Annotated in this window: 19 protein-coding genes; all 19 read right to left on the reverse strand. The window is 57.4% G+C overall.

What is annotated here, in order from left to right:
- Positions 1-7: 7 nt before the first annotated feature.
- The 19 genes from BLR08_RS26820 to ltrA all read right to left on the reverse strand — a co-directional run bounded on the left by BLR08_RS26820 (position 8) and on the right by ltrA (position 26817).
- Entirely contained in the window at positions 8-5254 is a 5247-nt protein-coding gene (locus BLR08_RS26820; protein WP_083537510.1) for an S-layer homology domain-containing protein, read from the reverse strand.
- 339 nt (positions 5255-5593) lie between these two features.
- On the reverse strand, positions 5594-6790 hold the full coding sequence (locus tag BLR08_RS26825; RefSeq protein WP_072337434.1) for a M24 family metallopeptidase: 1197 nt from the start codon (positions 6788-6790) through the stop codon (positions 5594-5596).
- 187 nt (positions 6791-6977) lie between these two features.
- The gene (locus BLR08_RS26830; protein WP_083537511.1) at positions 6978-7529 is read right to left on the reverse strand and encodes a hypothetical protein; all 552 of its coding nucleotides are present in this window, start codon (positions 7527-7529) and stop codon (positions 6978-6980) included.
- A gap of 100 nt (positions 7530-7629) precedes the next feature.
- On the reverse strand, positions 7630-8076 hold the full coding sequence (locus BLR08_RS26835; protein ID WP_256328369.1) for a hypothetical protein: 447 nt from the start codon (positions 8074-8076) through the stop codon (positions 7630-7632).
- 38 nt (positions 8077-8114) lie between these two features.
- Positions 8115-8273 carry a hypothetical protein gene (locus BLR08_RS31315; RefSeq protein WP_176835616.1) on the reverse strand — a complete coding sequence of 53 codons (159 nt, stop codon included), beginning with the start codon at positions 8271-8273 and terminating at the stop codon, positions 8115-8117.
- Between the two features lie 3 nt (positions 8274-8276).
- Positions 8277-8453 carry a hypothetical protein gene (locus tag BLR08_RS31320; protein WP_176835617.1) on the reverse strand — a complete coding sequence of 59 codons (177 nt, stop codon included), beginning with the start codon at positions 8451-8453 and terminating at the stop codon, positions 8277-8279.
- Positions 8454-8577: 124 nt separating this feature from the next.
- The gene (locus tag BLR08_RS31325) at positions 8578-8718 is read right to left on the reverse strand and encodes a hypothetical protein (RefSeq protein ID WP_176835618.1); all 141 of its coding nucleotides are present in this window, start codon (positions 8716-8718) and stop codon (positions 8578-8580) included.
- 25 nt (positions 8719-8743) lie between these two features.
- Positions 8744-9751, reverse strand: coding sequence for a hypothetical protein (locus BLR08_RS31910; RefSeq protein ID WP_256257795.1), 1008 nt, complete (start codon positions 9749-9751; stop codon positions 8744-8746).
- A gap of 40 nt (positions 9752-9791) precedes the next feature.
- The gene (locus BLR08_RS26845; RefSeq protein WP_256257796.1) at positions 9792-10796 is read right to left on the reverse strand and encodes a type II secretion system F family protein; all 1005 of its coding nucleotides are present in this window, start codon (positions 10794-10796) and stop codon (positions 9792-9794) included.
- Entirely contained in the window at positions 10781-12235 is a 1455-nt protein-coding gene (locus BLR08_RS26850) for an ATPase, T2SS/T4P/T4SS family (protein ID WP_072337438.1), read from the reverse strand. The genes BLR08_RS26845 and BLR08_RS26850 overlap by 16 nt, the downstream gene beginning before the upstream one ends.
- A gap of 26 nt (positions 12236-12261) precedes the next feature.
- Positions 12262-13524: a CpaE/TadZ family protein gene (locus tag BLR08_RS26855; protein ID WP_072337440.1), complete on the reverse strand. Its 1263-nt coding sequence runs from the start codon at positions 13522-13524 to the stop codon at positions 12262-12264.
- Positions 13521-14465, reverse strand: a complete 945-nt coding sequence (locus BLR08_RS26860) for a CpaB family protein (RefSeq protein ID WP_072337442.1) — start codon at positions 14463-14465, stop codon at positions 13521-13523. The genes BLR08_RS26855 and BLR08_RS26860 overlap by 4 nt, the downstream gene beginning before the upstream one ends.
- 122 nt (positions 14466-14587) lie before the next feature.
- Complete coding sequence (locus BLR08_RS26865) at positions 14588-16471, reverse strand: serine/threonine-protein kinase (RefSeq protein ID WP_072337444.1); 1884 nt, start codon at positions 16469-16471, stop codon at positions 14588-14590.
- 585 nt (positions 16472-17056) lie between these two features.
- On the reverse strand, positions 17057-18652 hold the full coding sequence (locus tag BLR08_RS26870) for an extracellular solute-binding protein (protein ID WP_083537512.1): 1596 nt from the start codon (positions 18650-18652) through the stop codon (positions 17057-17059).
- Positions 18653-18687: 35 nt separating this feature from the next.
- Positions 18688-21057 (reverse strand): helix-turn-helix domain-containing protein, encoded by a 2370-nt coding sequence (locus BLR08_RS26875; protein ID WP_256257797.1) that lies wholly within the window; start codon positions 21055-21057, stop codon positions 18688-18690.
- Between the two features lie 149 nt (positions 21058-21206).
- Entirely contained in the window at positions 21207-22088 is an 882-nt protein-coding gene (locus tag BLR08_RS26880; RefSeq protein WP_072337448.1) for a carbohydrate ABC transporter permease, read from the reverse strand.
- Positions 22089-22098: 10 nt separating this feature from the next.
- Positions 22099-23058, reverse strand: coding sequence for an ABC transporter permease (locus BLR08_RS26885; RefSeq protein ID WP_072337450.1), 960 nt, complete (start codon positions 23056-23058; stop codon positions 22099-22101).
- 83 nt (positions 23059-23141) lie between these two features.
- Positions 23142-24761, reverse strand: coding sequence for an extracellular solute-binding protein (locus BLR08_RS26890; RefSeq protein ID WP_072337452.1), 1620 nt, complete (start codon positions 24759-24761; stop codon positions 23142-23144).
- A gap of 751 nt (positions 24762-25512) precedes the next feature.
- Complete coding sequence (gene ltrA, locus BLR08_RS26895) at positions 25513-26817, reverse strand: group II intron reverse transcriptase/maturase (protein ID WP_072337454.1); 1305 nt, start codon at positions 26815-26817, stop codon at positions 25513-25515.
- Positions 26818-26897 lie beyond the last annotated feature (80 nt).

Raw genomic sequence — 26897 nt, forward strand, 5'->3', positions numbered from 1 at the left:
CCTGCTTCTACTTTCTATAACTCAGCATGTTCAGCAGTACCCTGATCGCCTCCGCTCTTGTTGCTTGATCGCCCGGAGCAAACTGATTCCCTCCTTTGCCTTCCATAATGCCCCGCTTGCTCAAGACCGCGACGGCATCCTTGGCCCAGTCGGGAATAGCCGCGTCATCCGCAAAACCCGCGGTTGCAGCCCCCTCGCCTGACTGCCCCAGGGCGCTTGCGATCATCTTGGCCATCTCGCTGCGGGTCATCTCGGCATCCGGGCGGAAGGAACCGTCCTCGTAACCGGAAATAATCCCTGCCCGCACCGCCTGCTCCACGGCATCCATCGCCCAGGCGCCAATCTGTTCCTTATCGGTGAACGTCAGCGGTGCGCTTTCATGACGGTTCTCTTGCGGCTTAAGCGCATGGATGAGCATGACGGCAAACTCGGCCCGCGTTACCGTCCGATCCGGCTTGAACGTACCATCCGGATAACCGCTGACGATTCCCAGGTCAATCGCTTGCTTGACATCGGTCTCCGCCCAGTGCGCCGCCAGGTCGCTCAAGTTGACCGCCGGCTTCGGAGCGGGCGGGTTGGCCGCCTGATCGACGCCGAATACCGCAAACTTGGCAACGCTGCTCACCTTCACGGCAATGGAAGCGGCCCCGTTGATTTGTCCGCCTAATGCCCTCCAGTTTTTTTGCGCTTCGTCATAGGCAAATACAGCCGGCTGTTGACCCTTCTTGATGCGGGCCGGATCGAAAGCAAGCGTCAGCGTAATTTCCTTGTCGAAATCCCCGGGGAAATCCTTCCGAAGCTCGAACACCGGGCTGGCCGGCGCAGCTTGGCCTGCAAGCAGCTTTTGCGTATCCGTTATCTTGCTGATGCTAAGCTGGAATTCCTTTCGGGAAGCGCCCGCAGGAATCTCAATCTTGATCTCGTCCCCCAGGCCGTATTCACCCTTCTTGTCGGCCGGAACCGTAAATTGGCTGCTGCTGACCGAATTCATTTCTTTGCCCGCTGTTGCGGATGGCGAGCTGCCGCCGGATGAGTCCCCCTCATCCGAGCCTCCCCCAGAAGAACCGCCCGATTGTTTAGCCGTCCATTGCGCATACAGGGTCACATTCGCCCCGCCCATTGTGAATGTCTGACCTTCCGTGTAGCCGGCTCCGCTGCCGTCCGCCCGTACATTCCAGCCGGCAAATACATAACCAGGCTTCTCCAGATTGCCGGTATTGCCGTAGACCGATACCGTGACGCCTTGCTCATAGCTGCTGTTATCAACCGGTGCGTGACCGCTTGCCGCGCCGTTGCCGTTATAGGTCACGCCGTAGGACGGCGCTCCGAATATCGCCGTGATGGCCACCGCCTCGTCCGGCATGATGAAGGTGTTGTCGGTCACTCTCAGGCTGCCGGGACTGATCACCTTCCAGCCCTTGAAGAGCTGGCCCGGATCTGGCGTGGCGGTTAACGTAATCGCCGTATCCTTGACTGCCGAAGGTACATTGGCGCTGGCAATGCCATGCCCCTCGGCTGCCACCGTAATAAGATGGCTGGTCAAAGCAAAGCTGTCCACCACATTGACACTGAGCACAGCAGGGTTCCCTTGATTAAACTGGATAGAAAAGTCTACCGTATCGCCCTTCTGCAGCCCCCATGCGGCCATAGTCTCACGCTTGATAGTCAACATGTCCCCGCTGACCGTATAATCATCCGTTGTCAATGCGCCATTGTATACGGCGCCTGCTACTGTTGCCGCGTATACCACGCCGGTCACAGATTTGGCTTCATTCCATATGATGCCGGTGCTGACATCTCCCGGCACATAGAGATCGTAGGTTGCCTTTTCCGGACTAACATCCGCGTCCTTCTTGGAGACGGTGATGGTGAAGTCCTTGGAGTAGCTCACACCGGTATCGCTGCCTTCTTCAATCGTAGCGGTGACAATGACAGTTCCCGCTCTGGTGGCGGTCAGCACATTTCCGTCCAGGACAGCCCTTGTTTGCCCGGCATCCTTGATGCTCCAGGCGATGCTTTTGCGCGTGGCCCAATCCGGCGAGACTGTTCCGAAGAGAGTCAGCTCCTGCCCGGCCTGCGCCGTGTCCGGGACAGCCGAAATGTCCGACACCGCATAGAAGGTATTGTCATACAGATTGCGCAGCTCGATCTTAAACCGCTGGTGATCTTTCCCCTCGTCATCGGCCAGCCGTATAACCGCGTTGTTTCCTTTGGAAGCTTCATTGACCGTAATCACTTTGCCATTGCTTTTGTTGATGATTTTGTAGTAATCGCCATCCTTCTCCAAACGCCATTGTTCGCTATCGGAGGGGATGGGAGCTTCCTCCATAGTCTGATTGAGAATCAGCTCCTGGATGCCCGAATCAGGCTTGATATCGAGGAAACGTGCGCCGCGCATAATCAGAATCCGGTAATAGCCTGTTCCCAAATCCACGAAGCGCATCAATTGACTGTTGGTTTCGCCATTGGAAAATTGGATGACGGCCGCTCCCTGATTGTACTTCTCCCCTGCCACGCTCAGCGCCTTGCCGCTGTGCTTCGGCTGGATCTTCACCATCTTCTCGGGAGTCAGCTCCTTGGCCTTCGTGCTCATGAAGCCGCCGCTGAATTTATCCAGAGTCAGGCTGTCTATATTGAGCTGGCCCGTATCCCCTTCCTCACGGCGGAATTCAATGCTATTCTTCCCGGCCTGCAGATGGACTGTCTCGGTCGCGTCCATCCAGGTATCCCAATTCGCTGTCGGCGGCAAGGAAACTTGCTTAACCCGGTTGCCATTCACATACAGGGTCATGGTTCGATTCGTCGACTGTACGCCCGAATAACGCAAGGTTGACGTATAGGCCGCCGTATAGGGGACATTTACTTCGAAACGGACAGCATCCCCTTTTTTCTGGAATAAGCCGACATAACCGTTGCCTTCAAACCATAGACGGTCTCTGCCGATTCCCGGCGTGCCTGAGAGGGCTGCCGCTTCCGCCTGGTATTTCCAGGGCGTGCGTTTATTCAGATGAATATGATCGATCCGGATGACGCCTGAATCCCCGGCCGCGTTCTTATAGGCGATGCTGTTTTTCCCTTTGTTCAGGGGAACGGTCACCGTGTATTCCTTCCATATCCCGGCCCCTCCGGAGTGGGGAAGGACGATGTCCTGCACAGGCGCACCGTTCACCTCCAGCGACAATGTTTTGCCGCCCTGCTCCGTGGCGTATCGCAGCTTGAGATCATAGCTGGCCGCATACTCGGCATCCACAGAAAATTCCACGGACGAGTTCGCCTGGGACAGGCCGCTCACATAGCCGGTTCCCGTATTGCCATCCTGAGCCTGAACGATCCCAGCATCCGCTCCGCCTGTCGTATGGGCCGATTCCGCCTCGTACGTCCAGGTCGCCGCTTCGGTAACGGTGATATAATCGAGGTTCACATCCGCCGCATCGCCATTGTCATACTTATAGGTGATGACATTGCCGCCTTCTTTCAGGAATACGTTGTCATAGCGGTCGGCCCACTTATCCCATGCCTTCAGACCGAAGAAATTCGCTTGTTTGATCTTCACGCCATTCACATACATGGTCAAAGTTCCATCGTCCTCGCCTCCCGCGCCATAAGCCAGCTTGACCGAATAGCTGCCCGCGCGAGGTGCGTTTACGGTAAAGCTGACAGCCGCGTTCGGCTCCGTGAACCCGCTGGCATAGCCTGAACCGCTATAGCCCGCATGATTTTGAGCGACGACCGCGCCTCCTGACAGCTGCGCGCTCTCCGCTTCATACAAGACGCTTTTCTTGGCAATGATCGCGTCCAGCCCCAAGGCGCTTTTACCGGATAGACGCACGATGTTGCTTCCTTCATTCAGCCGGATGTTGTGAACCGTTTTCAAGTCGAAATTCAGCTTCTTCTCCGGTCCGGCATTGGACGGAAATACAAGCGCGGCCGGAGCCTCCTGGTTCACGCCCAGCGTCATGGTGATCGGCTCTGCCGTATTGTTGTTGTAACGGAAGTCCAGCGAGTAAATCCCGCCTGCCTGGGTGTCGACCGTAAACTCCACATAGTCGCTGTCAGCGCTATTGCTGTACCGGGCATATCGGCCGGACGAGGCATAGATGCTGTTCATCGTTGCTCTTACAGCCCCTGATAATTGCGCGTCCTCAGCTTCATAAACTTCGCTCTTCTCCTCGCCCGAAGGGCGGCTCAGCACCGTGCCCGGGTTGGACGGGATGCCCAGATTGATGAAGTCATTGTCGTCCCAATTGATCCGCTGGGCGCGAACTTCTCTGTTTTTGCCCCCTTGACTATGGGTCGGAATGCCATGGTATGTAATCCAATCCTCTGTGCCGTCCTCCGATTTCAGGAATAGCGGCGAGCCCGTCGAATAAGAGCCGTTTTCGTCCGAACGTTTCATGATCGGCTCGGGATGCTTATGCCATGCCGCTTCATTCTCCACGCTTTGCGCCAGATCGGCCCAGGACAAGCCGACAGCATAGTTATCATGCGTGTAGCTGCTTGCGGAATAAGCGAAAAAAACTTTACCGTTTCGCTCCACCACGGCCGCGCCTTCATTGACATTATCCACATACTTCTCCCAGTCGTAGGTCGGCCTGGCTAACGTGATTTCTTCCCCCTCCAATGTCCACGGATTTTTCATTTTGACAATTGTAGGGCACTCATCAAATCTCTCCTTTCCCGTCGTTGGATCTATAAAATAAAAATATTTGGTATACGTCATATACCTCTGCCCCTTGATGGTGACAAAGCCGGTAGGCAGTCCGTAGCTTTGCGTATTCAGCAGTCCCTTCTGGGGCGTAAGTCCGTCTCCATTGTCATAGGTTCCCTTCAGCTCCCAAGTCCCTTCAAATGGATCTGGCGAGCTGTTCTCCAGCACATAGGAGCTGGGATGCCCGTAAGCAAAACGCCCCGCTTCATCACTGACCTTCGGACCGGAGGCGAAATAGATGTACCATTTGCCGTCGATCCTGTGCGCATCGGGCCCCCATATAAATTCCAGGTCCTCGGGTAATTTCCATACTTCTTTACTCTTTGCGGTGGAAACGCCAAGAATGGTTTCATGCCGTTTCAAGACAACATTGCCATCGCCTGCCGCCGAATAATAATAGCCGTCGTCTTGCCGTTCAATGGTAGGATCTGCTCCTTTCATCAGCGGATTCAGATAATGGGATGACACATCCGCATGGGCGATATTGGACAGCATCGTTACGAGCAGTACCGCCAGGGACACAGCAAACAAACCAACTCTCCTCATTAAAAAAATTTCCTCCTCCTTGGGGAATTTGATGTGGAGCTTGTTGGCGGGCAGAAAATGATCGCTCGTAATAAACCGCTTTCATTCTCACTAGAAGCTTCGCTCCATGGATGTTTACACTGTACTGTGTTCCTTCCACCCCGGGCCTTAAAAATCTTTAGGTCTTTCTGTACGATTTTTGTTATTTACCTAAATTTCCCTCCTGCGGACTAAAGCCCCATCCATGCATTCAGCCCAGACGTCGCCGTCTGGGCTGAATGCTTATTTTTGTATAGGCCGCCTTCTCCATGAGAGGGCAGCAGCGGCGGATCATGCCGTCCGGCTCTTGACGGCGGGGTTTTACAGCCGGATCAACCCTTCCCGGGTTACGCTCAGCTTCTCAAATCCGTCTTCGGTGATGGCATAGCTATTTTCGATACCGACGACGCCGCGCCCGGGAAACGTAAATTTCGGTTCAATGGCCAGCACCATGCCCGGCCGAAGCGTATAGCGGAAGCTGCGAGCCAGCACAGGCCACTCGTCGATCTCCAGACCGATGCCATGTCCGAGAAACTTGACCTGATCGGCCCCATAGCCCATGAAATGCTCCGCGAGCCCCGCTTCGTCCGCGAGCCGCAGCGAGTCCGCATACAGCTGCTCGCAAACCTCCCCCGGCTTCAACGCGGCCTCGGTATGCCGCAGGATGGCCTCGGATTGCTCGTAGGCTTGCTCCAGCTCCTCGTCCAAACGGCCGATCACGACGGTCCGCGTCTGGTCGATCACATAACCTTCCACACAGCAGCCGATATCTATCAGGATCGGCTCGTCGCGTCCGACCGGGCGCAGGCTGACGCTCTGCGGACAGAAAGCCCCAAGGCCAAGACCGCCTGCGGGGCCGTCGAAGTAAGTAGGCGTGGCCGCAGCCTCCCCGGCTCCGATCATCCCCGTGATGACGGACTGGTTGAACCCGCGAAGCCGCATGACGCCGATATGCCCGCGCGAGCGCATATAAGCTTCGATCCGGCTCATGATGTCCAGCTCGCGAAGCCCGGGCCGGAGCCAGCCGAGCGCATCCTCGAACGCCTCGTTCACGAGCTGCGCCGCCTGGCGGATTTTCGCAAGCTCGCCCTCCGACTTGATCATGCGCACCTCGCGGATCAAGGCGGAGCCATCCTTCCATTGGACCGCAGGCAGCGCTTGCTGCAGCCGCTGAAACTGCTGCACCGGCAGCACATCGAATTCGGCGGCCAGCTGCAGCGTCCCGTTCCCTCCGGCAGTCGAGTCCGGACACAGCTGGCCGAGCTGCTGCCCCAGCTCACGAAGCGAGCCTAGGGGCACTACCGGCCAGGCCGACTCCTGCTGGGCCCGGGCGACGCTGCGCCGAACCATGAAGCGCGGCTCTCCCTTTGCCGGAACAAGCAAATAACCGGTTTGCATCGAGCCGGTCAAATAATACAAATCCACGTTCTGCGCAATAAGCATGCCGTCAAGCCCATTCTCCTGGAGCCCGCTCTGCAGGCGCTCTATCCGTCTTTCGTATTCGCTGCGGTTTATCATGATCGTACCACGCCTTTCGTTCCGTTCCCTGACGATAAGAGGGAAGCTTGTTTGTCTTAACATTACCGGGTGGCCCGCGAAAATGCAAAGGGCGAAGACCCCGCAGGTGCAAGAGCCTTCGCCTTTTCTTTTTTGCCTGCTCCAATATCCTGTTTCTTTCTCCGCTTCCCCTTTTGCTTCAAATCGCTTATCGGAAGCGTACGCTGGCTACACTGCTCAGCACGATCGGCTCTTCGCGGCCTCCTCCGAGCTGCGGGCTTGCAAGCTCGACGATCGCCAGCACCGAAGGGCCATAAATCGTCACCTGCACCCGACGTACCGTGTGCTTATCTCCGCCCTCATGCACCGTAATCGACCTCGTCAGCAGGTACGGGTAGGAAGGATGCTCCACAAACTCAAGCCGGTGAACGAACGGCGCCGCCGTGAGCGGGCTTCCGGCCAGCGGCGTCATATCGGGGGCCAGCCTGAAGTTAAGCCGGAGGTAGCGAAAGAAGTCATCCCTCCCCGCCTGTCCGTCCCAGACGATCCGTCCCAGCGCGGCCTCGGCCTTGTTCACGTTCATCGAAGCCGCCCGGGCTGCCTGATCCAGCAGCGGCTTCGACTTGGAGATCGTATGCGCGTGAAGCAGCCAACTCCAGGCGACGCCCCACAGCAAAACGGCCGGAATAATCGCCAGCAAAGCCGCCAGCAGCACATGCACCCCGCCCCGCTCGCTGCGAAAAGAGGCTCGCTTTGTCATGCGCAAGGTCTTCTCAGTTAGTCGAAAGCTATGATCAGTCATTTGAATTGCGCAACCCCTCATCCGAAAAACCGTTCGGCCATTTGGAAAGCACGATCAGTCATTCGTAAGCCTCGCTGCGGCCGTACAGCACGATATGGTAAAACCCTTCATGCTCCGAGCCTCCCCCTCCTCCGCGAATCGCCCGTACGATGCGGGTCAGATTGGGCGCCGGATAGATCAGCTCCAGCTTGACGGTCGGGTCTGGCGCATCCCGCAAAACCAGCGCTTCCGTGCTGCCTGTGAAGGAAGGGTACGTGACGCCGCCTGCCGCCACCGGGCCCATGCCAAGTGCGGCCAGCCGCCCGCCCAGCCTGCCGCGCACCTCTGTGCTGACATAACCGACAGCTTCGGCCTCCTTCAGCGCATGATTGGCGATCGTGTTCAGATGATTCGCCTTCATCGCATATACGAAAAACGGTACGATGGCAAAGGCCAAAAACAGCAGCACCGGCATAATCATCAGCGTGACCAGCACATTCGACATGCCCCTCTCGTCGCTGCGCAATGCCCCCGCACTCCGCCGGGCTCCAGCCGGATCTCCTTTCAATTGCTTATATAATCGAAGCTGCGGATTTTCTCGGTCATGGTGGCATGTCCTCCCCTCAGCTGCTCCTGGATTCCGCCGGCTCCCGGCCGGAATACAAACAGGCAAATGCCGAATACAATCACTACAAGCAAGCACATCGTAACCAGCTTGCTCATCGGCTACGGAGCGGTCGCCGTCACGCTGCCGTCCGTCTGGCTGACCGTCGCCGTCGAAATACTCGTGCCCAGCGAGGTTCCTTTCGTTCCGACCGCGGGACCGACTCGCGTTCCGGCTACAAACATGGCCGCTCCCCCCAGCAGCACGGTCAACAAGCATGCGATTACCAATTTCCCCACTTGGCCTCATCCTCTCGTTTTTTACTTCTGCGATTTTGAGTCTTCCATCTATCAGGTTTCATTCGTTTCATCACATTTCACTCGTTTCATCACATTTCATTCGTTTTCATTCGCTTCCTTCGCTTCATTCAAACGCATCCTGTATCCGCAGCTTCGTCTGATTGCCCGCCGTTCCCGCCGCAGGAGCCAGTTGGCCGCCCACGGTGTACAACGCAGCGCCGGCCACCAGCACCGTAAGCAATACGGCAATCACCAGCTTGGACATCCGCTCACACCCGCTTTCCCCATCATTAGCCTTCGAAGCTTGTCATCAGCTGCTCCGAGATCGTGATCAGCCAAGGGTATAGAAACAGCACGACGATCACGGCGAACGGCACCATCACATAGAAGCTGATCCATACCGGCGCGTTCTCCAACTGACGGTCGCGCTCCGCCCCAAGCGTTGTTTCGATTCCGGCCGTCTGCTCCTTCAGCACCTTGGCAATTTCATGCGAATCCGCCCGGCTGATAGCTTCCAGCGCATTGACCAGAGGAAATGCCTCCGGGACCCCCACCCGCTCGCGGAATCTGCAGATCGCCAGGCTGCGGTCCTTGCCCCACATCACCGCCAGCTCCTGAAGCGCCGGCTTCAACAGCTCCAGCGGCCGTCCGGCCCGGATGATCAGCTCCCTCATGTCGGCCCGCTCACTAACGCATACGGACAAGCGGTGCGACAGCTTGGCGATCTCCATCAGCAGCTTGGCCCTCCGGCCGCGGATGGCTGCCGTCAGCCACAAGCGAGGCAGCGTCCACCCGGCTAACCCGGCCAGCGCCGGCTTCAGCCAGCTTCCCGCGGCTCCAGCAGCGCCGCCGCCTGGATAGCCCGGTCCCGGGACGGCAAGCAGCCCTTGGGAAAGCAGGCCCAAAGCCAGCAAAGTCAGGGCCGACAGCAGCTGAGCCTGGGCAAATCGGCTGCGCGTCCAGTAGGGAGACAACCCGGCCAGCCGCGCCCTCTCGCTGTGGGCCCTCTCCTCCCGTTCCTGTCTCAGCGGCGGCCGCTGGCGTACAGCAAGCCTTCCGGCGGATAAACGCCGCTTCCACTGCTCCCGCAGCAGGTAGATCCGGCCTCCGTCCAAACTGCGAAGCCAGCCGGCGCAGGCATAGGCCAGCAAAACGCTGCCGACGGCGAATACAGCAAGCCAAGCGTACCCGGAAAGCCCCGCGGCTAAGCCGGCGGCCAGGCCGGCGTCTTGAGTCGGCGCTTCGATCAGCGCCCGCAGACTGGCAGCTTCCGCGGCTGCGGTGGCGGCAATCGGCAATGGTTCCACCTCCTCTATAAGGCACCTGAGGCCGGTTCGGCTAATAAGCCCGCCTGCCCGTTCTTATAACCAGCACCATCGATACGAACATAACCGCGAATGCAAGCAGCAGCAGCTTTTTCCCCCCGGGCTCGACAAAATAACGGGTGTAGTTGACCGGGTCCGCATAGATATTGAAGCCGATGATGAAGAATGCGAATGCCACCATGAACGTCGTACCGATCCGGTATACCGTAATCATCGCCAGCCGGTTTTCCTCGTGGCGCTTGGAAGCCTGCATTTTGTTGACCAGCTGGTGCAGCGACTCCGTCATATCGGTCCCGTATTGGGCCCCGATCAGCAGCAGGTCGGTCAAGTCATGCGCCCACTCATTGTCCACCCGTCGGGCAAATTCATACAGCGCCTGATCGATCGATTTCATGTGCAGTCCAAGCTCCAGCCGCCTCCACTCCGCGCGCACCTCCTCCGGCATCGTATCCGCGCTGCTGACAATCATATCGGCCAGCGTCAAACGCGGGCGGTAATGGCCGATCAAATTTTGCACCAGCATAATCATGCGTCTGGCAATCCCCTCCCGCTTGCGCATCACGCGAAAACGGATGAGGAAATAGGGAATGGAGCCGGTCAATACGCCGATCATCGCGCTCAAGGGCCAAATATGTCCCTCCTGCAGAGGCATCGCTCCGATGGACATGGTGCGGGACAAGCCTTGAAGCAGGACATCCGAGCCGAAAAAACCGACGAGCGCCAGCACGCCCATCCCCATCAGCACAGGTTCCGCGCCGAAGCGGAGCTCCGCCAGATCCAGCTCTTCGCGCAGGTGCTTGATCGGCCGGGCAGCAAGCCTTCCCAGGCTGCGCCGCCTCCTCCCGCGACCTGCATAGCCGTACAGCGAAGGATGGCGGCGGCGGTACGTCCAGACCGAAACGAGCAGCCGGGCTGCCAGCAGGGACAAGCCCAGCGAGCCGATGACCCACATGCCCAGAAGGATAGGCTGTACGGCGTCCATCCAAGCGAGCGAATCCGCGGTTAATCGCCCAAGCATGCATCCCAAACCCCCAGCTTCGCAAAATCGCGGCCATCCGCCCCGTTAGCCAGCAGATGGTCGGTCAGGGAGCGGCTTAGCGTATTTCCGGTGAAGCTCCACGTCTGCTTCGCATAGCTCCATTCAACGAGCGGCTTCACCGAAACACGCTGCTCTTCATCGACGGAAAGCTCCGTAATTTCCGTCACCACCCGCCGCGGTCTGCCCTCCACCTGTACCAGCCTCAGAAATATCAATATATTGAAGGCTCTTGCGACCCGCCGCATCGTATCCCCGGTATCATGCTGCCGCCCGTCCTGCTTGATCATATCCACAACATCGCTCAGGAAGGAATCCCGGTATTTCGTATGCATCGTTCCCATCATATCGTGACCGCGCAGCGCCCCCTGCACCATCTGGGCGACCTCCGAGCCTTTGGCCTCGCCGACAATGACCCAGTGGGGACTCATCACCAGCAGCGGCTTGAACGATTCTTCCATCGACAGCCGGATGTCCTCAACCTCGCGCACCGCCAAAATATTTCTCGTTCCCCGCAGCCTCTCCCGCAGCGCAACCTCAAACTCCTTCTCCAGCGTCCTGATCCGCTCGTGCTCGGGAATTTCGGCGGCCAGCGCGAACAGAAACGTCGTCTTGCCCGTAGCCGTCCCGCCGCCGATCAGCATGCTGGCGTGATGACGCACGAGGAGCCGCAGCAGCTGCGCCATCCGCTCGTTGATCGTTCCCAGCCCCGTAAGCTGGCCGAGCGTCACATCCTTGACGATAAAATTCCGGATGTGAATGCTCGGCACATCCGAATAAGGCGGACGCGTCATGACCAGCCGGGAGCGGTTCCACATATAGGACTGAACGAAGGGCTGCCGTTCGTTGATCGGCTTCTTTCCGCATAGCGCAAGCCTGTCCTGAAGCCTTAGCACATCCTCCAGCGACCCGAACATGCGGGTATGACGTTCCATCCGGCCGCCCTTCAGCAGGAAAATATGCCGGCCGATCACCTGCACCTCCTCCACGTCATCCAGCCGGTACAAATCCTCGATCAAGCCTGTACCGCAGGTTTCGGCAAATATGCTGTCCGCCTGGGAGAGCGGATGAATGAGCGTGGCCGGCTCTACCTGAATCCGGTATTCGACCAGCAGCGTTTCGATGACGGCCTTCATTCGCCATTGGGCCAGCGGTTCGCCGAGTCCCGCTTGAATAATATCCTCGTACAACGCCTGATCCGACTTGGAGCGCTCGGTCAGATGCTCGTACAGCATCGACGCGGCCTCGGACAACGGCAGACGGCGTTCTCCATGCTCCGCCCCTTTCGTGCGGACCGGCTGATGGCTTCGCACAAATGGCGTCCCTGCTTGGGCCAGGTCCTTCACATAACGTACCGCATCAAAGCGCAGGCGCGGCCGCAAGCGGGTGTCATCTGCAAGCTCCGGTGCTCGTATCTGCATCGTCTCTGCCTCCTCTCTGCCTTCCTTCAACCGAAGCGCGTCGTCAACCGGTCGAGCCAGCCCGGCCTGCCTGCCCTGGCTGGCGGCGCGACCCACCCGGGCAGCGCCGACTCCTCGGGATCAAGACGAGCCGCGAGCCGGTCGATCTGCTCCGAGAACGCCGCCGCCTCCGGGCGGCCGTACAACGGGACGCCCTCGTCGGACGCGCGAAGACCGAGGCCGCCAGGCATATTGGGCAAGGCGGCCGCCAGGCGCATGCCCAAGTAATCGGCGATGCGCTCCGGCCGCTCCGTCTGGGAGATGCGGTTGACGATCAGCGATACTTCCTGGGGCGACAGCCCGCAGTAAGACCAGAAGCAGGCGAACCACTCTCCCCATGCCCTCCGGTAGGAAGCGTATCTGTTCTGCACGACCAGCCAGCGCTCGTCAGCCTCCCTCACCGCGCTGATGGTGGCGGCGTTATCGGGACAACCGCTTACATCGATGATCGTGATGTCGAAGGCGCTGCGCGCGACCCCGATCAGATGCTCCATCATCTCCGGCGTCATATCCCCGGCCGTATCCCGGCGCGGAGAGCCGGGCAGCACATGAAGCGATCCGCGCTGCTTGTACAGCCTGCATGCCCCGAGCAATTCTTCCGGCGTCAATCTTCGCGTCTGGAGCTTGGCGCGCAGCGCAAAAGCCGCCGCCCCGTCTGGCTCCATGCGAAAGCCGGCATGGATCTCGGGATTGCGCAGATTGGCATCCACGAGGCCGACACTTCGCCGCCCCCGGGCTGCCAAGGCGAGCGCCGTGTTGACGGCTGCCGTCGTCGCGCCGTCCTTGGCCGCGGCCGACCAGACGACCGCCACCGTCCCGGGTCCGCCCGGCCTGGGGGCGCCTCCTGCTCCCAGCAGGGAGAGGTTCTCCCAAGCCTCCCCTCCTGCCGCAAACCGCCGGAAAGCCTGCAGCACTTTACTCCGGCTTGCTCCGGCTGGCAGCACCCGGATATCAAGCGACTCTCCCAGGCGGCAGACGGCTTCCATCATGAAGGAATCGTAAACCGACTCGTCTTGCGCAACCAGCAATCTGGCATACGGCTGCTTGCGGCGAAGCAGAGGCATCCATTCCCACGGATAACGGTCATACCAGATACCGGCATGGACGGCTACGGCCTCCAGCGGCTCATCCAGCCGGTCCAGCAGCCCTGCAGCGGTGCTGACAAGCTTTGCATCGGCTTCCCCGCTCCGCTCGTCGGCGGCAGTCAGATCGCTGTCCCGGTCGCCCGGTACGGCCAGCAAGAATGTCATTTTCTCTCCTCCTTCCTCCAGCTTTTCTCCGTCGCATCCGTGTCCGCCTTGGCCTTCACAGGCTTCCCCTCCTGAAGCTCTGCCGAATCGGCAGCATCCGCCCGCTTGGCTTGGGAAGCGGGGAGGTCAGAGCCTATCCGCACCGGTTCTTTCTTCGAGGAGAAAGCGTCGGCGGCCTGGAGCAGCCTGAACAGCTCCGTAACCTTGCCTGCACCGTCCTTGCCCTCCGATGAAGTCAGGTCCGGCAATGCCAGCTTCACGCTGCCGGCCAGCTTGCCAAGCACGAAGGCCTCGTACACCTCATCGCTCATGATGTAAGTATTGGTCTCCGGCTTCCCGTTCGGGCGGGAGCGGGCTTCCTGCAGCGCTATTTTATCCGGCGCCACGATCGCCTCCATCGTCCCCGTATCGACAACCTCCGCTCCTTCCGCCGTTTTGACGCTCGTAACGGGCAGCTGCTCGATAATTTTCACGGCCCCGATCCCGGGCGGCTGCGGTGATCCGGTATCGATCAGCTTGGGCTGGTCGAATTCGACCCATACATCCACCCGATCTCCCCGCCGGACCATATTATTCACATTCATCACGGCATCCGTTTTGAAGCTGAAGTAGCGCTCCGCCGGCAGCGGCGTGACGCGAATATCGGCAAGCTTCCAGTCGCTCAGCTCCTCCTCGCTGGAGATGGGAACCGCTACCCTCCGCCCGATCAAGCGCCGAGGGTCCGTGACGGCCCGCGGATCATGAGCGGCTTGGGCAATGCGCACGATCCGCAGCATGGAAGCGTCAATCGCCTCTCCGCTATGCAGCAGCCGGACCGGCTTGACCGTTTCCATCGTATGAAGCGACACCTCCATATGCTTCATGAAATACCAGTAGCCCGCGACAGAGCCGGTCATCAGCAGCGTGCCTATCGCACCGACGATCCATGGCTTATGCAGCAACGCAACCTCCCCCTCTTCTTTTGACCGTCAACATCATCAAGCCGGCGTATACCGATATGGAAGCCTGTAGGCTTTGAGCAAGCTTCTCACCATCTTTCTCAACCGAAGTCGGCAGCGATAGATCATGGCAGCTCTTCCCTCCTTTCCTTTTTTCGTGTCGGCCTCAGCCAGTCCAGCAGCCTTCGATAGAGCCGGGCTCCGTTTGCTTTCTCTAAAGCTGCCGCACTCGTTTCTATCGGAAAATAGCGGCTTACCCACGCATGTACGTGATAGCGAACATCCTGCCAGACGATCGGATGCTCGGTCGGCAGACGCCCTCTCCAGGCGGCCTCGGCCAGCAGACTGCTATCCAGAGCGGGAAGAACACAGCCGGGAGACTCCGGCAAAAGCTCAAGCCAAGGCGCGCGGCCGCCGGCGCATTTGTTGGCGACCGCATGCCGCCGGCAGCCCGGCTTCAGCTCATCCAGCAGCAGCCGGAGCCGGCGTTCGACGGCTGCCGTCTGCAGCTTATGGACCATCGGATCGGCCACATATACGACATCCGTGACCGTCTCCAGCAGAGCGGCCGTCTCCGGCTCTTCCCAGCGGCTGCCGATATCGACGATCGTCACCGGCCTGCGCAGCGTATGAATCAGCTTAAACCAGGCACCGGCCTGCGCAAACGAAGGAGCCTGCAGTCCCCCGCTTTCGTCCGGCGGCTGCCGTCCGGAACCGCCGGAGCGGAGAAACGCCTGTCTCCAGTCGTCCGAAGCAGGCAGCCACAGCGTCCGTCCCCTCTCCCACCGCACATCGCCTCCGTGCGCCGCTCCCGGCTCCCTCATCGCTGCATCATAATACCGGTAATGCGGCGGTTCGTTCTTCATGGCGAACAACAGCGCGGCCAGCTCCGGGCTTGGCGATGGAGGTTCGATCACCGCATGCGGCACCCTGCATTCCTCCAGTGCCTGAGCCAGCGCCAGCGCTACAAAAGTCGCTCCCGCCCCGGCATACAGCGAGCCGACGGCGATGACCAGCGGCGGCGTCCAGTCAGCGCCCGTCAGCTGCCCGGCATCGACCGCGCCATGCAGGGCAGCCCGGCTTCCGGCGCGCAGCCAGCCCCCCAGCTCCGCCGCCGTCTCCCGCGCCGTCGCATAACGCTCGGCCGGACTTGCCTTCAACAGCTTGAGCACGATCGGCTCAAGCGCAGGCGGCAGCTGCCGCCGCCCGCCCGGCGGCTCGGCCAAGCCGTAATGCGCACCTCCGCTGAGCAGGTAATACATCAGCGCGCCAAGTCCGTACAGATCGGTGCGCGGATCGCTTTGTCTGCCGTCATACTGCTCCGGAGCGGCGAAGCCGACCGTGCCGAGATTGACCGTGTCTCCCTCTCCTCCCGGCTTGAAGCGGCGGGCGGTGCCGAAGTCGATCAGCCGGACCCGGCCCTCGGCGTCAATCATCAGGTTCGAGGGCTTCAGATCGCGGTGGATCACGGGCTGAGGGCCCGAGGTGTGCAAATAATCAAGCAGTCCGCACAACTGCAGCGCCAGCCCGGCTACCGTCTCCGCCGGCATCTTTCCTTCCAGCCTCTCGAATCGTTCCTGCAAGGTTTCCCCGTCGATATACTCCATGACCAGGTACATAAAGCCCTGATCGTTCAGGGGCACGACGTCCACAATATCCGGCAAGCTCGGATGCGTCAGCCTGCTCATCGTCTCCGCTTCTTCCAGCATCGCCTGCCGTCTGCCCGCACCGCCCGGCTCGGCATCCTCCCCTTTCCTAGGCGGCACGCTGGGCATCACAGCCATATCGGCATACAGCTCCTTCACCGCCCAACGCTTGCCCGGCAGCTTCTTATCCTCGGCCAGCAGCACCCGGCTCGTCCCTCCGCTCCCCAGCGAAGCGACGATCCTGTACCGGCCAGCAAGCAATTCCCCTAACCGAATCCCGTGCGGCGAATCCCGCATCGTTTTCTGTTCACTCCCTTTCATGTACAGCACAAAAAACCGCCCGATCATGCCCCAAGCAGGCATGATGCAGGCGGTTCCTCCGCACATCGTTAGTTCATCGTCACAGAAAGCCGGCCATGTCAACCGCTTACCGCAATACGATGGATTTTGTTAATAAATTATCATAATATTCCCAAATGCGCAAGACTTATTTTATAAACTTTGGACTTCCTCCGGGTGAAAATAAGTTCAGGCTTTAATTATGGCCTAGGTCTTCCTTTCGAGAACTCAGCCCTTCGTGCAGAAGTAGCAAACAGGGACTAGGCTGTGCGTTTCAGCAACCAGACCTATTGATACGATATTTCGTATAAATTTCATGCTTTTGACCGCGAGCGGGGCGTTATTATACGATATTCCGCACAACTTCCATATTTGTGACCGCCAGCAGGAAGCAGGTATACGTTTTTCCGCACAAAATCCTACACATGTCCGCCCATCCGGCAATTTTATACGGTTTTTCGGTTACTGCTAAAAGCGACTATTCCGCGCTCCTGTCTACCGTCTGCGATCCTGTCCACCATCTGCGCTCCTGTCCACCATCTGCGCTCCTGTCCACCGTCCGCGCTCCTGTCCACCGTCCGCGCTCCTGTCCACCGTCTGCGCTCCCATCTACCGTCTGCGCGCCCGCGCAAGCGCCTGCTCCTGAATTTCGATCGCCCGCTCGATGCGCAAAGCCTTTAATTGGCTGACGAAGCCGTCAAAAGCCGACATCGGCTCGACGCCCAATATCAACTTCAGTGACATCTCATCCACCAGAGTCGTCACATCGTTCATGATCGCAGAAAACTCGGCGCTCTCCAGCTCGGTCTTGGGCAACTGCGGCAGCATATGCTGATCGGCCTCCGTATCGGCCCAGAGCTTGGCCGCCCTCCGCTGCTGCGGCAGCGTGTAGAACTGCTCAAGATAGCGTACGTCCTGCACGAAAGGGCCGAAATAGCTGGCTCTGCTGTACATGGCAATCGCCTGGGCCGGAGCCAGCTTGTCGGGATTGCGCAGGATCAGGTCCGTATATTTCGGGTACCCGTTCTCCAGCGTATAACTGACCCCCTCCACGCCAAAGTTAAACAGCATATGCCCTTCCGGGCCGTAGCCGTAATCCAGCAGACGGGCGGCTTCCTCGGGATGCTTGCTCTTGCTCGATATCGCCACCCCGCCGGTTCCTTCATAGGCGTAGCTGCGCTGGCCGAACTTGGGCCTCTCCCCTTTGTTCAACACCGGATATGGCGCAGGCTCGAACAGCGCTCCCGGGTCCTTCTCCTGCACAAGCGGCTGCCACTTGCCGATACCGGCGCCTGCATTCCATAGGGTGGCGCCGCTTCGGCCCATAATCATATTGGAATCCATCGTCTTGGTGTCGACGGTCGCGATATTCCGGTCGATCAGCCCCTCCTCATACCACTGGCGGAACGTCGTCAGAAACTGCTTGTAGCCCTCTTCCATCGCTCCGAACTTTACGCGTCCCCGGTCCATATAGAAGCCTTTCTTGATGCCGAAGGCGCCGACAAAGCCGCCTCCCTCGATACCGAACAGCGCGTGCGGAACCCCAAGGAACGTCAGCGGCGCCTCCGCTCCCTTTTTCTCCTTGAAAGCCTTAAGCACTGTATACCATTCATCGATCGTCTCCGGGGTCTGAAGATTCAGCTCGTTCAGCCAATCCTTGCGGATAATCGGCCCTTGATAGGTGCGCAGCAGATCGTCCCCGCGGATGAACGGAAATACATAATAGCTGCCGTCATCCGTTTTCACCTGCCTGTCGATCTCGGGATGCTGGCTCAAATATTTCTTCAGGTTCGGAGCATGGTTGTCGATCAGGTCATTCAGCCGGATAATATATCCGTCCTTGACAGCCTTGACCGGTCCCCCCGGGAATTGGCTCCACTCGAATTCGATCAGATCCGGCAGCTCGCCTGAGGCTAGCAGCACATTGAGCGCTTCTTTGGCCTGATTGGACGGCGGCTGAATGAACTTAAGCTGTACGCCCGTTCTCTTCTGCCATTCCTGGAAAAACGGCACCTCCTGAAAGGTCGGCCTCACGCTCCCCGCATTGCCGTTAAGCTCGGCCCAATAAGACAAGGCTATGCCTCCCGGCTCCGGCTCCGCCGCCACGCCGTTTCCGGACGGGGATGAGCAGGAAGTGAGCGCGCTTATCGCCAGCATCAGGGAGAAAAAAAGCATCATGCCCGTAAACGTTGTTCTGCTCCGCATCCTCTGAACCTCCGCAGCTTATGTCCTCTCCGTTCTCAGCTCAATTCCTTGAACTTGCCCGGTGTGATGCCTTCGTATTTCTTAAAAACACGTATGAAGGTAGCCACTTCGTTATACCCTACCACCTTGGCGATATCCGAGATCGAGTCCTGCTTGTTGCCCATCATAAGCTTGGCCTGCTTGATGCGGAATTTGGTGATGTAATCCAGCAGCCCTTCGCCCGTCTGCTCCTTGAACAGCTTTGAGACGTAGCTGCCCTTCAGCCCGAAGCGTTCGCCGATCGTGTTCACGTTCAAATTGGCGTCATGGTAATGGTCCTCGATATGCTTCATGACTCGGGAGATTAAGTCGCGCAGCGTCTCGGCGCGTTCCCGGGACAGATTCGACTCGACCTTGGCCGCAGCAAACGCGCAAACCTCCTTGAGCAGGGCTTGAAGCTCCTGCTGCATCTCGAGCAGCGTATCGCAGGCAATAATTTTGTCCATCCATAAAGGATTGTCGCCCAGAATCCGGCTGTCCCCGTCTCCAAGCTCGGTCATCGCCTTCACCATCGTGCCGACCAGATTGAACATCAGACATTTGGCGAGCGTCAAGGATACAAACGGCTTGTCGAAGTTCCGTTCGGTGATGTCGTGCATAAAGCCGGCGGCCTGCTCATAATCGCCCGCCTTGATCAGATTGATCAGCTGCTGCTCGACCTGCAGCGGGTAATAATACCCGAGCTGAAGCTTATCCGCCGGATCGGGCCGGATGTCGTCGTATTGAATAATTTCCCGCTTGCCGACGACCATCTTGTATTCCATCGCGTCCATGGCTTCCTGATAAGCCTCCGACACCCCGGCCAGCGAGGCGTGCACGCCCCCGATCGACACGGTCAGATCCATCCGGAACCGCAGCAGAAACCGCTGGGCCTCCGCCGCAATCCAGTTCAGATCCTCCTTCGGATTAACGTCCGCCCTCTCGGAGAAATTGACCAGACAAGCCATCATATCGTCCAGCTCGGTGACATAACCGGCGTGATGGCGCTGCCCGACCAGTTCCTCCACGACATTGGTGATGATGAATTGAATGAGCCGCCGCCGATCGTTCCGATCCGTCCCGGGCAGCGTCGTATCGACGCTTTCATGGTTTTCCACGGCAAATAGGATGACGCCGAACCGGTTGGAGCTTAGTTCGATGTGAAAGGACTTGAAGGCTTCTTCATACGGAATGAGCGTATCCAGCTTCCCCTTCAACAGCCGGTTCAGCATATTGGAGCGCAGCACATGATGATGCGACTGCAGCTGCAGGGCGATTTTTTCTTTCTCGCTGCGGGTGTTGGTGATCGCCTTCCGGATAAAATTCAATTCATTCCAGTCGGTCCTCTCTTCCGGCGAACTTTTATCCGAGAGAGACTGTACCAGCTGCCGGATCGGCGAGTAGTTGCGGCGCAGGAAAAACCAGGTCAGGACGCCCGCCCCCATCAGGCTGATCAAGATGCTGATATACGTAAATTTGCGCACGTATTCCGCCTTCTGCCAGTACATATTGCTCGGAATAACCAATACGTATTTCAAATCCGATACGGCCGACTGAATATAAAAAAGCTCCGTGTCCCCGTTCCCCGACGGCATATGCATCACATGCTCCCCGTCCGGCAGCTGCTCCCGAATAAGGCTTTCATGGCCCGTCACAGGCAAATTGGACATAAGAACCTGATTGTCTGGATTAAGGATTAAAAGCTGTCCTCCGTTAAACCACGAGATGCTTTCCATCGCCTTCTGAAACCGCTCCAGATCGGCCATGACGACGACCGTACCGGTTTGTTTGCCGTTCAGATCCCTGGGCAGATGCGTAACATAGGCGATCGAGGTTTGCGGGCTGGACGAATCCACGCGAGGCAAGAGAAGAAAGGCATTGCCCGGCGCATGGTCGATCGTCTCGAGCCACTGCTCGTACCGCATCGCGCCCGTGTGATGGATCGTATCGAAGGCCGTCTCTCTGTCCCTGATATTGCCGGGACGCAGCACCGCCGATTGCTGATCCCACGTCACATAAAACTCGTCGATGGTCGCGTAGGACGTTTGATACATCCGAAGCTCTTTCGCCAGCTGATACGCCAGAAACTGGGCTTCGCTCTCCGGCTTGGTGGAATACATCAAGGATTGCAGCTTGGCATTCCAGGAAATTTCCATGTTCAGCCGCTTCATCAAGTCAATCTGGGTGTCTATCGAATACCGGACCTGCTTCAGCAAGGAATCGTTGGCCCGCTGTATTTCACTTTTCAGCGCTTCGCTGGACTGTGAATAAATGATCATGCTCATCATCATCGGAATGACCAGCACGGCGCTGTAGGAGATCAGCCACGTAAAAATGATGCTTTTTCGCTTCTGCCAAAGAAATCTGAATCGAAACCGGAGTCTCAAGGGATCTCCTCCCAATGCATGATCGGATACCCTCATTATACCAATGAAATTAAGGGGAGGAATGAACAAAAAGAAAAATCGGATGGATAAAAGCTGCATTGGCGGCCAAATAAAGCCGTTTCTGCAGCTTGAGGATACGGATTCCGCCCTTACCCTTTGAGGGAACCGACCATAACGCCTTTGACAAAAAATCGCTGAACAAACGGATAAATGCACAGCACGGGGACCGTTGCCACGATAATCGTCGCATACTTGATCGTCTCCGCGATTTGATAGCGGTCCCCCGCATCGGTGCCGGCCGACATGCTGTCCGTCGAATTGGAGATCAGAATCTCGCGCAGCACGAGCTGCAAGGGAAACAGCTCCCGGCTTTTGATAAAGACGGACGCATAGAACCAGCCGTTCCACTTATCGACCGCGTAATACAAGATCATGACGGCGATGACGGGCATGGACAGCGGTACGATGATGCGGAACAGGATCGTGAAATGATTCGCGCCGTCGATCTTGGCCGATTCCTCCAGACTGTCGGGAATGCCCATAAACGCTGTCCGCATAATGATCAGGTTAAAGGTGCTGACTGCAAACGGAATGACCGTCGACCAGAGCGAGTCCAGCAAGCCTACGTTTTTCACGATCAGATACAGCGGGATGAGTCCGCCATGGAAAAACATCGTAAATACGATGACCAGCATGAACCATTTGTTCCACAGCACATTTTTCCTGGAGAGCACATAAGCGCCAAGCGCCGTCATGACCAGGTTCACGCATACGCCGGCGATCAGAATAAACAGCGTGTTGCGGTAGCCCGTCAGAATGCCCGGATTGCTCATCACGCTCCGGTAGGCTTCCAGGCTGAAGCCCATCGGCTTGTATAAAATCCCTTTATAAGCCACCAGCTGGCCGGCGTCGCTGAAGGAGGCCAGCACGACGTACAGCAGCGGGTACAACGTCACGGCCACGAGTGCCAGCAGAACCGTGTAGATGCCGAGATCGAACAGCTTTTCCAGGATGCCCGTTTTTTGTTTCATGCCTCTCACCTCACCATAAGCTGCTTTCGTTGACTTTCCGGCTCACATAGTTGGCCGTAATCAGGAGAATAAGATTGATGACGGAATTGAACAAGCCTACCGCGGAGCTATAGCTCCAGCCGAATTCCAGCAAGCCTTTGCGGTACACGAACGAAGAAATCACGTCCGCCGTCTCGTAAGTGATCGGGTTATAGAGCAGAATGATCTTCTCGAAGCCGACATTGAGCAGATTGCCCATCCGCAAAATAAACATGATCGCAATCGTCGGCATGATGCCCGGCAGCGTAATGTGCACAATCTGCTTCCATCGGCTCGCCCCGTCCATCCGCGCCGCTTCATACTGCTCCTGATCGATGCTCATCAAGGCCGCGATATATATGATCGATTCCCAGCCGATCCGCTGCCAAATCTCGGACAAAATATAAATCGGCCGGAACAAATGAGGCTTTTGCAGCATCGCCTGTCCATCGTAGCCCAGCCACGTAAAGATCGTGTTGATGATGCCGTCCGCATTCGTGAAGTCGGTAATAATGCCGCAAATGACCACGAGCGAGATAAAATAGGGCATGTACGTAATCGTCTGCGTGACCCGCTTGAAGGTTTGATTGCGCACTTCATTAATAAGCAGCGCCAGAATGATCGGCGCGGGGAATTCGAACAGCAGCGTATACAAGCTGATGACGACCGTGTTTTTCAGAATTCGCCAAAAATAATAGCTGCTGAAGAAGTCTTGAAAATGCTTAAAGCCCACCCAGTCGCTGCCGATGATCCCTTTCATCGGCGAATATTCTTTAAAGGCGATCAGCGCTCCGTACATCGGCGCATAGTGGAAAACGATATAATACACCAGCACGGGAACCATCATGATGTACAAGTATTTGTTCAGCATAAAGTCGCGCATAAATCTGCCGCTTCCCGGCCTTCCCTTGGCCGCGGTTTTCGTTCTCTCCAGCAGTCGAGCGTCCGCCATCTTGTTCCTCACCTCATAACCCGGGGATGAGAGGGCAGCGCCTGCCCTCCCTTGGAGCTTCCGTTAACTTGCGGCTATGCGCTTTAGCGCTTGTTGTAGCGGTCGAGAGCCGCTTTCTGAATCTCAATGGCGCGGTCCAGCTTCAGCGATTTCATCTTGGCTACGTAAGATTCGAACTGGCTGACCGGCTCGCTGCCCAAAATGATCTTCAGCGTCATCTCATCTACAAGCGTGTCGATGTCGGTCATAATTTTCGCGTATTCCGAGCTTTCCTCCGGAGTCGGCGTAATCGGCGGCAGGGCGTATTTCTTCACATCCGTCTTCTTCCAGACTTCGATCGCATCCCGCTGCGTCTGCAGGGCGAAAAACTGCTCCGCATACCGCTTATCCTGAACGAACGGACCGTTGTAGCTGCCGCGCGCATACAGGGAGATCGCTTGCGCCGGAGCCAGCTTATCCGGATTTTTCATCAGCAGATCGGTATACTTCGGATACCCGTTCTCCATCTTGTAGCTGACGCCTTCGGTCCCGAAGTTAAAGAACATATGTCCTTCCTCGCTGTAGCCGTAGTCGAGCATCTGGGCGGCGAGCGCAGGGTCGCTGGCCTTGGTGGTGATGACCACCATGCCTCCGGTATCGAACGGCGATGACTTCTGCCCGAACTTGGCAATGTCGCCCTTCTTCAGAACCGGATAAGGTGCGGCGACCAGCACAGCCTTCGGGTCTTTGGCCTCCACAAGCGGCTGCCATTTGCCTATGCCGCCTCCGGCGTTGCCGATGCTGGCTCCCGTCGCTCCCGAGGCAAAGCCTCCGTCAAGCGCCTTCGTATCGACCGTTGCGATATTTTTGTCGAGCAGCCCGTCCTTGTACCACTGGTTGAACTGGTTGAGGTAATCCTTGAAGCCGCTCTCCGCAGGGCCGAACTTGATCGCTCCGCCCTCCAGATAGAAGCCGCGGTTGACTCCGAACGCGCCTAGGAATGCGCCGTTGTACGATTCATTGAAAAAGCGCGGCTTGCTGATGAAGGAAAACGGCGCGGCCGCTCCTTTCTTCTCCTTGAACGCCTTAAGAGTCGTCGTCCATTCGTCAATTGTCTCCGGCACAGGCAGCCCCAGCTCATCGAGCCAATCCTTGCGGATGATCGGCCCCTGGAACACCTGCAGATACTCATCGCCCCGGATAAACGGGAACGCGTAATAGCTGCCGTTGTCGGTTTTGACCATCTTGTCGACCTCGGGATGCTCCTGCAAGTATTTCTTCAGATTCGGAGCGTGCTTGTCGATCAGGTCGTTCAGCTTGAGGATGTATCCGTCCTTGATCGCTTTCTCCGGTCCCCCCGGAAACCCGTTCAGGAAATTGAACTCGATCATATCCGGCAGGTCCCCGGACGCCAGCATCACATTGAGCGCTTCCTTCGCCTGACCGGACGGCGGCGCTGTGAATTTGAGCGGAACGCCGGTCTTCTTCTGCCATTCCTGAAAGAAAGGCACCTCGCTATGGGAGGTTTTGACCCCGGTAATGTTGCCGGTCAGCTCGGCCCAGTACGTAAGCGTCTTATCCGTCTTAAGCGGATAAGCGACAGGCTTGCCCGGCGACGCCGCCGGCGTACCGGCTTCCGGCGTCGTGGCGGCCGGTTGAGCGGAACAAGCGATCAGGCTGCCCATCAGCATGACGGACACGGTGGAAGCTGCGATCTTTTTCATGTTCAGTGACCCTCCATATCAGTGGATTATCTTGTTCAGGCGTTAGCTGCCTCTTCCCTAAGACTACGGGAGCGCCATGGGCCTTCGATATGGGCAAAATCGCAAACAAGATTGCGATTTCGCTGCCGAGCACTGACGATTTCGATAATCGGATGGACGATTTAACGCGGCTTAGCATATGTTTCAGGTTAAGTTGCTTAACCCATCGATTCATTTGTTTTGTTGGGCACTCCCTACTTCTCCGGGTGAATACGGTCGGCAGCACGGAATGTGAAGAGCGCTCCCTTGTAACCGGACCGGACGTATTTGTATGGTTTTTCGTATAAATTTGATCCGTTTGACCGCCCGAAATTTGTATTTATACGATTTTCCATACAACCCCCCTATTTGGGGCCGCCAGTAAGGCATATTTGTACGGTTTTCCGTATAAGTACTGCACGTTGATCGCCGGCCGGGCGCATTTTATACGAATTTTCGATTACAGTTTGAAGTGGCCCATCCTGCTCTCAAAATGAGGCCATATAGGCTAGCGAAGCGCCAGCTTCCTCGTTCATGCCACGCATCGCTCCCTGCACAATTTGTTTAATCCTATTGATCATTTATGCCCTAGTAGAGTAGAGAACTGAAATTTCATCGGAGGGCGCAGGCCCTCCTTTTAATTTTCCAGCTCCCCCTGCATCAAACCGGACGTGAGGTTTTCCCTCATCCGGCTTTCCGATGTTCTTCTTCCTTCAGCGTTGCGGTACTTTCTCTAGCTGGCGAGTTTCTTTAGTCCTGCAAACTGTGCCGCCATGGCGGCTTGCTTGGACTTGCTGTGTTTCTTACGACGGTTGCGCTTCTTGTTCCAGAACAGCGTGAGGCGCTTTCGGATGTACCAGTCGATTTTGTTCAGGAACGGGTCGGCAAAGGAATCAAGCCCATAGTAGTTCTTCCACCCCTGTATCTTGGGGTTCAGTTCCGCCACCATCTGCTTCATTGTCCAGTACAGGCGGTTTCTCGGCTCGGTCGCTTCCTTCACCTTCTGTCTCATGCTCTTCATCGCCTTCTTGGACGGGTAACTGCGGAGGATTGAGACTGTTTTGTTCCCCTTCAGCTTCTTCGGTATCTTCCGGTGATGCATCCCCAGAAAATCGAATCCTTGTTTGTCGTCCCACAGGTTGATGAGCTTCGACTTTTCCCTGTTCATCTCGACTTCCAGCTTTCCGAATACCGCCTTGAGCACGTCAATCGCTCTTAGCGCCTGTTCCTTGGTTCTGCACAAGATCACAAGATCATCGGCGTATCTCACCATCGTTCCCGTCTCAGCGAACTTCTTCTCCCAGATGGTATCCAGGTAGTTCAGATACAGATTCGAAAGTAACGGTGAGATGACGCCGCCCTGCGGACTTCCCAAGTCGGTTTCGTGAAACTGATCATCTTTCACGAAACCTGCTTTCAGCCACTGCCGGATCAGCTTCAGCACCCTTCGGTCACTGATCCGCTGCTCCACCAGCTGCATCAGTTTGTCATGGGCAATGTTGTCAAAGTAGCCGCGAATGTCGATGTCCACCACCCAGTTGACGCCTTTCTTCACCGCTCGGCGGATATGCCGGATCGCCCCGTGCTGACTGCGCTTGGGTCTGAATCCGTACGAGCAGTCTTTGAAGTCGGCTTCGAGGATGGGCTCCACCACGATTTTCGTCGCCATTTGCACGACTCTGTCCCGGATCGCAGGAATGCCCAGCGGCCGCATCTTGCCGTCCGCCTTCGGAATTTCCTTGCGTCTTGCCGGTAGTGGGCGATATTCTCCGTTCCTGAGCGTCGTCTGGATTTCGTCCACAAATCGTTCTTCGCCGATGACTTTCACGATGTGGTCCATGGTCATTCCATCCACCCCACCGCTTCCGCCGTTTCCTTTGACTCTCTTCCATGCTTCCCATAGGATGTCGCTGCGGTAAACCTTGTCGTATAACGCATGAAACCGCCGCCTCGGATTTTCCTTGGCTGCAAGGCTTAGTGCTTGTTGGAGTTGTCGAGCTTTTCCTTTGGCGTCGTTAGCAGGTTGAACTGCATTCACTGACTCTTACCTCCTCCAAGTACATGAACAAAGCAGGGGCCCTTCCCTCCATGAGGTTTTGTTGTCCTCACTTCATCGGT

This window comes from Paenibacillus sp. cl123 (genome assembly GCF_900101595.1).
Classification (GTDB): Bacteria; Bacillota; Bacilli; order Paenibacillales; family NBRC-103111; genus Paenibacillus_G.